Source organism: Acinetobacter sp. YH12151, from assembly GCF_013418355.1.
Classification (GTDB): domain Bacteria; phylum Pseudomonadota; class Gammaproteobacteria; order Pseudomonadales; family Moraxellaceae; genus Acinetobacter; species Acinetobacter pseudolwoffii.
Window position 1 is genome coordinate 1 of the sequence record NZ_VPCG01000067.1, and the last position, 9,330, is coordinate 9,330.

Here is a 9,330-nt window from a genome sequence, read left to right on the forward strand (position 1 = left end):
GGTCTTGCTCTACTTTCTTTAAGCTTTCAGTCAAGTATTTCATTGCAAGTTTTTTTAAAATTTAATACCTAAATTGTATATGTTTGACTATATTTGTCAATATAATTATTTACTATCAATCACTCTTCAGAAAGAGCTTGATGTTTACCCGTTAACCCATCTGTAACCCAGTCCGTAATATAGCCAGCTTCGGATAAACCTTGCTTGAGATAATCACCAGTTTTTTGTTCATCTTCAACTAATAGTATTCTCATCTCAGAATCCTAAGTTATTCATTAAAACTATAATAACGTTATAAAACATCTGATCGAGATAGATTACAAAAATGTCATTTTCAAGTCACTTAGATGTTCAGTGCTTCACTTTAGTGTAGTAGCAAGAAATTAACTTTTAGAGAAACTTATGAAAACTGTAGTGCGTCGTAGTCTAACAATTTTAATGTGTGCTGGAACTTTAATTGCTGGTACTCAATCTTGGGCAAAAGATGTATCAACCTCAAGTGCCACTAAAACGGTAAAAGCACAGAAACCTTGTACAAAACCTTGTAAAATGGAAAAAGATGACAAGACTCAGCAAGATCATAGTCAACATCAGTCTCCTAACTCATCTGACATGTCAAAAATGGATCATTCCATGATGAATATGGACCATTCTAAAATGGATCATTCAAAGATGAATATGGACCATTCTAAAATGGATCATTCAAAGATGAATATGCCTAGTAGCAATAAATAATTTTATAAATAGCGAGAAAGAAGTATTAAAGTTTATACTAAATATTTGCTTTATTACTTCAATCTTGATCTTTCTAAAGGTGAGATAGAATGTCAAAAAAGTTAAGTCATATACTCTTAATTGGAGTTGGTTTATTTTCATCAACTTGGGTAATGGCGGCAGTTAAAGAATATGATTTAACGATCGCGGAACAGACTGTAAATATTACAGGAAAACCGCTAAAGAGAATTACCGTTAATGGTAAATTCGTTGCCCCTCTTCTTGAATTTGAAGAGGGAGATGATGCCGTTATTCGTGTTCATAATAAGCTAAAAAATCAGGACTCTTCAATTCATTGGCATGGATTGATATTACCCGGAATCATGGATGGTGTACCAGGGTTCAACCAGTTCGAAGGCATCGCCCCTAATAAAACGTATGAATATAAATTCAAGGTTCGTCAAAATGGTACTTATTGGTATCACTCCCATAGTAAAGGGCAAGAGCAAGACGGCCTATATGGTGCTTTAGTTATTTATCCGAAAAATAAAACCCCCTTAACATCATCTGAAAAAACTGATAGAGATTATGTGGTTTTGCTTTCTGATTTTCATAATTCAACAAGTGATCAAATCACAAAGAATCTTAAAAAAGAAGCAGATTACTATCAGAACCGTCGAGAAACGGTATTTGATGTCATGAAACAAGTTAAACGTGATGGATTAAAGGCAACTTGGCAAGACCGCTCTATGTGGAATCAGATGCGGATGTTGAAAACAGATATGTCTGATGTCACAGGCTATACATTTTTAATGAATGGCAAAACACCTCAGCAAAACTGGACCGGTAATTTTAAAGCTGGAGAAAAAGTTCGCCTTCGATTTATTAATGCTTCTGCAATGTCATTTTTTGATGTACGAATTCCAAATTTAAAAATGACAGTGGTAAGTGCCGATGGTCAACCTGTAAAACCTGTTCCTGTAGATGAGTTCCGTATAGGTACTGCTGAAACTTATGATGTCATTGTTGAACCGAAACAAGCCCATTATCAAATCGAAGCTGAATCTATTGATCGTACTGGATTTTCGGTTGGAACCTTACATGATGAAAATACCTCACCTGTAAAACAAATTGAGATGCCTAAGCCTCGTCCTCGTTCTTTATTGACTATGGAAGATATGGGAATGAATCATGATATGTCTTCTATGAAAGGCATGAATCACGATATGTCTTCTATGGAAGATATGGGAATGAATCATGATATGTCTTCTATGAAAGGCATGAATCACGATATGTCTTCTATGAAAGGTATGGATCATGATATGTCTTCAATGAAAGATATGAATCATGATATGTCTTCTATGAAAGGCATGAATCACGATATGTCTTCTATGAAAGGTATGAATCATGATATGCCGATGAATAGCGCTACTGTTAAGGCGGCTTCAGACAAGAATGATAATACCGTATTTGGATGGGCAAATGCTTCAACACCTGAAGGTAATAAAGCATTGCAATATAGTGATTTGCAATCGTTAGATCCTCAAAAAGACACTCGTGCAGCTGAACGTGAAATAGAGATCCGTCTTGGTGGAAACATGGAGCGTTATATTTGGACAATAAATGGTAAAAAATTTAATGAAGCCGACCCACTAGTGGTGAAGTATGGTGAACGTATTCGCTTAAAATTTGTCAATGACAGTATGATGGCTCACCCAATGCACTTACATGGCATGTTTATGCAGCTTGAGAATGGTCAGGATCCAAGCAATATGCCAAACAAACATACGGTAATTGTTCCACCTGGGAAAACGATAACCACTCTACTCACAGCTGATGAGTTAGGTGAGTGGGCTATTCATTGTCACCTGCTTTACCATATGAGTGCAGGAATGATGAATAAACTCATTGTAGCTCAAGTGGAAGATGGTAATTCTACAAAGACTGTTCCTCAGTCCCAAGTAAATGAGAAGGGAGTAAATCCACATGCACATCACTAATAATTTGTTTTCAAAAACAACTTTGATGATTGCGCTATTTGGATTATCAAATCTGACCTTTGCAAAGAACACTCAACCAGTAGAAGATAGCAATATGCCAGAAAGTATGAAGGTACTATTGCAGGAATCTGGTGGGTTAAGCTATTCCCCGCAAAATGTTTATCCAAAGTATTTTTCAAAAAGAAATATTAACAAGGGAAACAAAAGTATTCAAATTATGCGGAAGAATTTGGAACCAGCTGATTCCTCCCATAATAATCATCTTAAAGAACATGGTGGTCAAGTTTATCAAACTACAAAACTCGAAAATGAATGGATGGTTGATGAAGACGGTAAAGGTGGGTTAGGAACAAAGTTTGAAACTTTGATTGGTACAGATGAAAATCGTCTATTTATTGAAGCCAATTCGGAAAAGTCAGAAAGTAATGATCCAAAATATGCTGTATCAGCACTTTATAGCCGTAACGTAGCCCCATTTTGGGATGTACAAGCTGGTGTAAGATATAGCGAAGATAAAAATAATAGCAGCAGCGATCGAGTGGATGGGGTTATTGGTATATTAGGTCTAGCTCCTTATTTCTTTGAAACACAAGCATATCTTTATGGCGGTGAGAATAATTTTTGGGGAGCAAGTTTTGAATTAGAACGTGATTTGCTTTTAACTCAGAAACTTATTACTCAACCTTATATCGAAGCAGATGTAATATTTAGCGATGATTCTAACTATGCTGCAAAATCAGGTTTATCAGAACTAAAAACTGGTATCAAAACCCGATATGAGATTACTAAGCGAATTAAACCTTTCATTGATGTTGCTTACCAATATGAAAAAGGACAGAAAGCCACTTCTATGCAAGAGGCAACAGAGTCTGAAAAGGGATGGAAATATGGTGCAGGCATCGAATTAGTTTTTTAAAATAGTATGATTTGGATTCATGAATGGTAGCTTCGGCTACTATTCATGAATTATTACTATTTATTTTCGAATCTGTAAAACTAAAAAAGCTTAATTTTTGGTCTATTTTTATGCAGTGGTTAAAAACATGCTTATCGCTGTTTTTATCGTTTGCTATTCTTTTAGTAGGATCGGCTGCTACTACTTCGTCTGTACATCATCGGTGTTTAATGCCATCTGAATAGATGCATGTGGCATAGCCGTCTTCATCGATTTGAATCCTAAAGTGGCCCTAATGATCCGCTTTAGCTTGCCATGATTACATTCGATCACGTTATTTTTATACTTAACCTGCCTGTGCTCAAGATCTGGTGGACATTTTCTTTCCCATTTTAACCGTGACAAAGCACCTCCATATGTGTGCTTTATCTGTATCTATCACTTGTGGGGCCTTCCTTTGCCAGAAGATGCGGATACTGAGCATCCAAAAGTAAAAGAACTGCATGAGCTTCTTGCATGGTCTGAAGGTATGGTCTGGTGTTCACCTGAACGTCATGGTTCTATGAGTTCCATTTTTAAATCACAAATAGACTGGATTCCACTTGCAGGAGGAGCAATCCGTGCTACCCAAGGTAAAACCCTTGCCTTGATGCAAGTCAGTGGTGGATCACAGTCATTTAACAGCCTGAACCAGATGCGTATTTTGGGGCGGTGGATGCGGATGATCACCATTCCAAATCAGTCTTCAATTCCGAAAGCTTTCTTGGAATTTGAAGAAGATGGACGAATGAAGCCTTCAGCTTTCTATGACCGGATTGTGGATGTCATGGAAGAGTTATTTAAGTTCACTCTACTGACTCGTGGTCAAAGCAAATACCTGACTGATCGTTATTCTGAACGCAAGGAATCGGCTGAAGAGTTGTCCAAGCGTGTAAATCAGCGCAGTTTATAAATGCTGGATGGTATTAAATACTGCGCCTCATTGCCAGGTCAGTAACACTTTTATGCTGTACCGATGAAGTGCTGTTAAAGGTACAATGAATATTGTAAAAACCCAGTCTTCATGATTGGGTTTTTACATTAAAGAAGTCAGAGATAAATAAGGAAAAGGTGAAGGCTTTGAACCAGAAACGGCACTGTTGCAAATAGGCTGACATGATAAGCTAAATATCTTATTTATTTCGAGATACAGCAGATGAATCCCTTCCACGGTCGGCACTTTCAAGGTGAAATCATTCTTTGGGCTGTTCGTTGGTATTGTAAATATGGCATCAGCTATCGTGAACTTCAGGAAATGCTCGCTGAACGTGGAGTGAATGTTGATCACACCACAATTTATCGCTGGGTTCAGCGTTATGCTCCAGAAATGGAAAAACGTTTACGTTGGTATTGGCGTAATCCTACAGATCGACATTTATGGCATCTGGATGAAACTTACGTAAAAGTGAATGGCAAATGGGCATATCTATACCGTGCAGTTGACCAACGTGGCCATACTCTTGATTTCTATCTTTCTGCTAGACGAAATACCCATTCAGCTTATTGTTTTCTTGGTAAAATTTTGAATCATGTCAAAAAATGGCAGATTCCACGAGTCATAAACACTGATAAGGCTCATACCTATGGCCGTGCTTTGTCGCGACTAAAACAGGAAGGAAAGTGTCCTGAAGACCTGGACCATCGACAGATTAAATACAAGAATAACGTGATTGAATGTGATCATGGCAAGCTCAAACGGATCATCAAGGCTACGTTGGGATTCAAGTCTATGAAAACGGCTTATGCCACAATTAAAGGAATTGAGGTTATGCGTGCTCTACGCAAAGGACAAGCTTCATTATTTTATAACGGTAATATTCTAGGAGAAGTTTGGCTAGTAAATAGAGTTTTCGGTCTCTAAGCTTTTTTGAAGGGAAAATCATCGACTCAGATCCCTATTTGCAACAGTGCCGTTGTTAGTGGTTTGACCCACTAACAACTAACACGTTGGCTATTCATTGAGTAAATCCTAAACTCAACTAATTCTTTTATTTATCAGACAACCATTTTTCGACATTCGACGGCACATTCACGGCAAGCATCAGCACATTGCTGGCAGTGTTGATGCTCGTGTTGGCTACATTCATCTGCACAGTATTCACAAGCCTTGGCACAAAGCTCACAAATTTCTTTCATAAAAGGAGATTCATTTTGCTGCATACGAGCACAGAGCTGACAAATATCTGCACAATCTAGACAACGCTGAATACATTCTCGCATCATCTCCAGATTTTCTTCTTTTAGACAGGCATTTGCACAACTGGCACAGGTAAGGTAACAGCTCATACATGCCTTTGCGCAATCTGAAAATTGGATATCGTTCATCATACTTACCTAAAGTCACTTGATTTAGGAATAAGCTAATCAAAAAAAAAGATATACACTAGGACGATTAGGTAAGGGAAAGTAAAATAGTCATAGATTTTGTTAAATGGTTTTAGATGCTGGCTTTGAGTGATTTAGCTGCTCATGTATTCAGGCACTGTTGCAAATAGGCTGACATGATAAGCTAAATATCTTATTTATTTCGAGATACAGCAGATGAATCCCTTCCATGGTCGGCACTTTCAAGGTGAAATCATTCTTTGGGCTGTTCGTTGGTATTGTAAATATGGCATCAGCTATCGTGAACTTCAAGAAATGCTCGCTGAACGGGGTGTGAATGTTGACCACACCACAATTTATCGTTGGGTTCAGCGTTATGCTCCAGAAATGGAAAAACGCTTACGCTGGTATTGGCGTAATCCTACAGATTTACATTCATGGCATATGGATGAGACTTATATCAAAGTGAAGGGGCGATGGACTTACCTGTATCGTGCAGTTGATCAACGTGGTCATACGATTGACTTTTACCTTTCCGCTAGACGGAACAGTAAATCAGCCTATTGTTTTTTAGGAAAAATCTTCAATACGGTGAAAAAATGGAAAATTCCACGGGTCATCAATACAGATAAAGCAGCGACCTATGGCCATGCTTTATCACGGTTAAAGCGAGAAGGAAAATGTCCAGTAGATATTGAGCACAGGCAGATTAAGTATAAAAATAATGTCATTGAATGTGATCATGGTAAGTTAAAGCGGATCATCAGGGCCACATTAGGATTCAGATCTATGAAGACGGCTTATGCCACAATCAAAGGTATTGAAGTCATGCGTGCACTACGTAAAGGACAAGCATCGTCATTTTATTATGGTCAGCCTCAAGGTGAAGTGTGTCTAATCAACAGGGTTTTCGGTCTCTAAGCACTTTTAAAAAGGAACTTCATCGACTCAAATCTCTATTTGCAACAGTGCCCCCTTAGCAATGGCAGCTATAGTTCAGTTCATTGGGAATAGAAATGAACAAGCAGAAAAAGTGGCTGAAAGCCTAAACTTATTTCCTGTACCTGCCACAGCCCTAGTTTTGTTTATCGTCCTAGCATCAGTTATGCCTCAAATTGGGCTTGCAAAAAGTGCAGCTCTTCAAGCTTTACCAATTTATATTTCTTTTGCCATTATTGCTCCATTCGTGGGTTGGATAATTGCTCGTATTTTTCGATTAGAATCTGGCTCTGCTAGTGCTGTGTCCTTTTCAGCATCATATAGAAATTCATTTGTTATTCTTCCATTAGCTTTTGCAATTCCGGGAAGTATGCCCATAATTCCTGCTGTAATCTTGACTCAGACTATCGTTGAACTATGCTTTTTACCAATCTATATTCGTCTGATACCTCGACTATTCAAAACCTAGAGATTTAAACATTTAAGTAGTTGTTATAGTTAGATAAAAGTATTCAGAAGCCCACGCTTACATCGAGTAATTTAATAAAGGGGGGGGGGAGCTAGCTCCCCCCCTCTTTTATTCATTTGCTAATTAAAACTTACTCGCAACTTGATATGTGATGAATGAAAAGATGTAGGCTAATGCAAACAAATAAGTTGCCATAACGACAGGCTGTTTCCAGCTACCTGTTTCTCGTCTAATTGTTGCTAACGTGGCAAGACAATGTGGAGCAAAAATAAACCATACCAATAATGATAAACCTGTGGCTAACCCCCATCCATCCGGGCCTGAAATTTGACTTAACAGACTTTGAGTTACAGTATCTTCATCACCTGACATCGCATAAATCACCCCAAGAGCTGCAATTACAACTTCCCTTGCTGCCATAGCAGGAATGAGTGCAATACATATTTCCCATGTAAAACCAATAGGCGCAAATATAGGGTGAATTAAATGTCCTAACTGACCAGCTAAACTATAGTTAATGGCTGGCATGGTTGCATTATCTGGTGCTTGAGGGAACGTGACTAGCACCCATAACAAGATAGACAGTGCAACGATAATGCCACCAACTCGTTTTAAGAAAATAGTTGCCCTATCATATAAGCCTAATGCAATATTTCTAATATCTGGAATTCGGTATGTGGGAAGCTCAAAAATAAAAATACTTTCAGTTTTATCTTTTCGAACCAACTTCAGAAAGAGTGAAACTAATAACGCTGAGACTATTCCCGACATATAAAGACCAAAAAGGACTAATCCTTGCAGACTTAACCAGCCGTAGATTAATTGGTTCGGAATAAATGCCACGATCAATAAAGCATATACGGGCAATCTTGCTGAACAGGTCATCAATGGTGCAATCATAATTGTTGCTAATCGGTCCCGTTCAGAGCTGATACTTCTGGTTGCCATAATTCCGGGAATCGCACAAGCAAAACTGGATAGCAGAGGAATAAATGAACGGCCGCTAAGCCCGGCTTTAGACATTAATTTATCTAAAAGAAATGCTGCTCGGGGTAAATAGCCTGACTCTTCAAGCATTAAAATGAAGAAGAATAAAATCAAAATCTGAGGCATATATGCAAGCACGCTACCTGTGCCAGCAATTACCCCATCGACTACCAAGCTTTTTAATAGAGGATGTTGGATTAGTGGTCCAATAAAATCACTGAGCCATACGATAAAATTTTCAATGAATTCTATAAAAGGTGTTGCCCATATAAATACCGCTTGGAACATCACAAACATGGTTAAAGTTAAGATTACTAAACCTAATACAGGATGTAGAAAAATTTTATCTAGAAATGCGGTTCTTTTATCACCATTGTCATTATTTAAAATAACTTGTTTGGTGATTTGTTTGACCTGTTCAAAATGACTTAATTCAGAATGATAAGGAGTAATAAAAAGATTTTTTTGATCTAATTGATTAATTAAATCTTGAATTCCTTTTGTTTTAACTGCGACAGCTTCAACTACAGGGATACCTAACAGTTGAGACAGTTTATCCTTATCAATGGAAATACCACGCTTTTTGACCTCATCCATCATATTTAATACAAGAATCATAGGGCGATTTAAAGCACGAACTTCGAGAACCAAGCTCAAATGTAAGCTTAAATTTGTGGCATCTACGACGCATATAAAAATGTCGGGTAGAATTTCACCTTTTAGCTCGCCCAAACAAACTGCCCTGGTGACTTCTTCATCTAAACTACTAGGTTTTAAACTGTAAGTTCCGGGTAAGTCCAATACTCGTATTGCATCACCAGAAGGTAAGTTAAAAGGGCACTGTTGCAAATAGAGATTTGAGTCGATGATGTTCCCTTTAAAAAGTACTTAGAGACCGAAAACCCTGTTGATTAGACACACTTCACCCTGAGGCTGACCATAATAAAATGACGATGCTTGTC

The 9,330-nt window shown here is 37.9% G+C and carries 8 protein-coding genes and 4 pseudogenes; 8 read left to right on the forward strand and 4 right to left on the reverse strand.

Annotated features, from left to right (window positions below; translation table 11 throughout):
- Positions 1–122: 122 nt before the first annotated feature.
- Positions 123–254: pseudogene (locus tag FTU82_RS14755) on the reverse strand (DNA-binding response regulator); the annotation flags it as partial.
- Between the two features lie 148 nt (positions 255–402).
- On the opposite strand from FTU82_RS14755, the gene FTU82_RS14760 reads away from it, so the two are divergent.
- The 4 genes and pseudogenes from FTU82_RS14760 to FTU82_RS14775 all read left to right on the forward strand — a co-directional run.
- On the forward strand, positions 403–735 hold the full coding sequence (locus FTU82_RS14760) for a hypothetical protein (RefSeq protein ID WP_155861448.1): 333 nt from the start codon (positions 403–405) through the stop codon (positions 733–735).
- Positions 736–824: 89 nt separating this feature from the next.
- On the forward strand, positions 825–2,714 hold the full coding sequence (locus FTU82_RS14765) for a copper resistance system multicopper oxidase (protein WP_180001711.1): 1,890 nt from the start codon (positions 825–827) through the stop codon (positions 2,712–2,714).
- A complete protein-coding gene (locus FTU82_RS14770) occupies positions 2,701–3,630 on the forward strand; it encodes a copper resistance protein B (protein ID WP_159516737.1) in 930 nt (309 codons plus the stop codon). Before FTU82_RS14765 ends, FTU82_RS14770 begins: the two co-directional genes overlap by 14 nt.
- Positions 3,631–3,653: 23 nt before the next feature.
- Positions 3,654–3,851 (forward strand): annotated as a pseudogene (locus FTU82_RS14775) (hypothetical protein); the annotation flags it as partial.
- Positions 3,852–3,867: 16 nt separating this feature from the next.
- Here the strand turns inward: FTU82_RS14775 and FTU82_RS14780 are convergent.
- Positions 3,868–4,057 (reverse strand): annotated as a pseudogene (locus FTU82_RS14780) (DDE-type integrase/transposase/recombinase); the annotation flags it as partial.
- 9 nt (positions 4,058–4,066) lie between these two features.
- Here FTU82_RS14780 and arsH point away from each other — a divergent pair.
- Entirely contained in the window at positions 4,067–4,561 is a 495-nt protein-coding gene (arsH, locus tag FTU82_RS14785) for an arsenical resistance protein ArsH (protein ID WP_010117055.1), read from the forward strand.
- A gap of 243 nt (positions 4,562–4,804) precedes the next feature.
- Positions 4,805–5,509 carry an IS6-like element IS1007 family transposase gene (locus tag FTU82_RS14790; protein WP_001067793.1) on the forward strand — a complete coding sequence of 235 codons (705 nt, stop codon included), beginning with the start codon at positions 4,805–4,807 and terminating at the stop codon, positions 5,507–5,509.
- A gap of 134 nt (positions 5,510–5,643) precedes the next feature.
- On the opposite strand, the gene FTU82_RS14795 is transcribed toward FTU82_RS14790, so the two are convergent.
- Entirely contained in the window at positions 5,644–5,973 is a 330-nt protein-coding gene (locus FTU82_RS14795; protein ID WP_026055492.1) for a four-helix bundle copper-binding protein, read from the reverse strand.
- Positions 5,974–6,189: 216 nt separating this feature from the next.
- Here FTU82_RS14795 and FTU82_RS14800 point away from each other — a divergent pair, with 216 nt between their 5' ends.
- Together FTU82_RS14800 and FTU82_RS14805 are read left to right on the forward strand one after the other, a co-directional pair.
- Entirely contained in the window at positions 6,190–6,894 is a 705-nt protein-coding gene (locus FTU82_RS14800; RefSeq protein WP_180001710.1) for an IS6-like element IS1008 family transposase, read from the forward strand.
- Positions 6,895–6,955: 61 nt separating this feature from the next.
- A complete protein-coding gene (locus FTU82_RS14805; protein WP_004897257.1) occupies positions 6,956–7,381 on the forward strand; it encodes a hypothetical protein in 426 nt (141 codons plus the stop codon).
- A 123-nt stretch (positions 7,382–7,504) separates the two neighbouring features.
- Here FTU82_RS14805 and FTU82_RS14810 read toward each other — a convergent pair.
- Positions 7,505–9,202, reverse strand: a pseudogene (locus FTU82_RS14810) (ferrous iron transporter B); the annotation flags it as partial.
- Between the last annotated feature and the right edge of the window lie 128 nt (positions 9,203–9,330).

Bases quoted from the DNA above. Each gene is read 5' to 3' on its own strand.
- FTU82_RS14760 (WP_155861448.1), top strand. From the start codon at position 403: ATGAAAACTGTAGTGCGTCGTAGTCTAACAATTTTAATGTGTGCTGGA.
- FTU82_RS14765 (WP_180001711.1), top strand. From the start codon at position 825: ATGTCAAAAAAGTTAAGTCATATACTCTTAATTGGAGTTGGTTTATTT.
- FTU82_RS14770 (WP_159516737.1), top strand. From the start codon at position 2,701: ATGCACATCACTAATAATTTGTTTTCAAAAACAACTTTGATGATTGCG.
- FTU82_RS14790 (WP_001067793.1), top strand. From the start codon at position 4,805: ATGAATCCCTTCCACGGTCGGCACTTTCAAGGTGAAATCATTCTTTGG.
- FTU82_RS14795 (WP_026055492.1), bottom strand. From the start codon at position 5,973: ATGAACGATATCCAATTTTCAGATTGCGCAAAGGCATGTATGAGCTGT.
- FTU82_RS14800 (WP_180001710.1), top strand. From the start codon at position 6,190: ATGAATCCCTTCCATGGTCGGCACTTTCAAGGTGAAATCATTCTTTGG.
- FTU82_RS14805 (WP_004897257.1), top strand. From the start codon at position 6,956: ATGGCAGCTATAGTTCAGTTCATTGGGAATAGAAATGAACAAGCAGAA.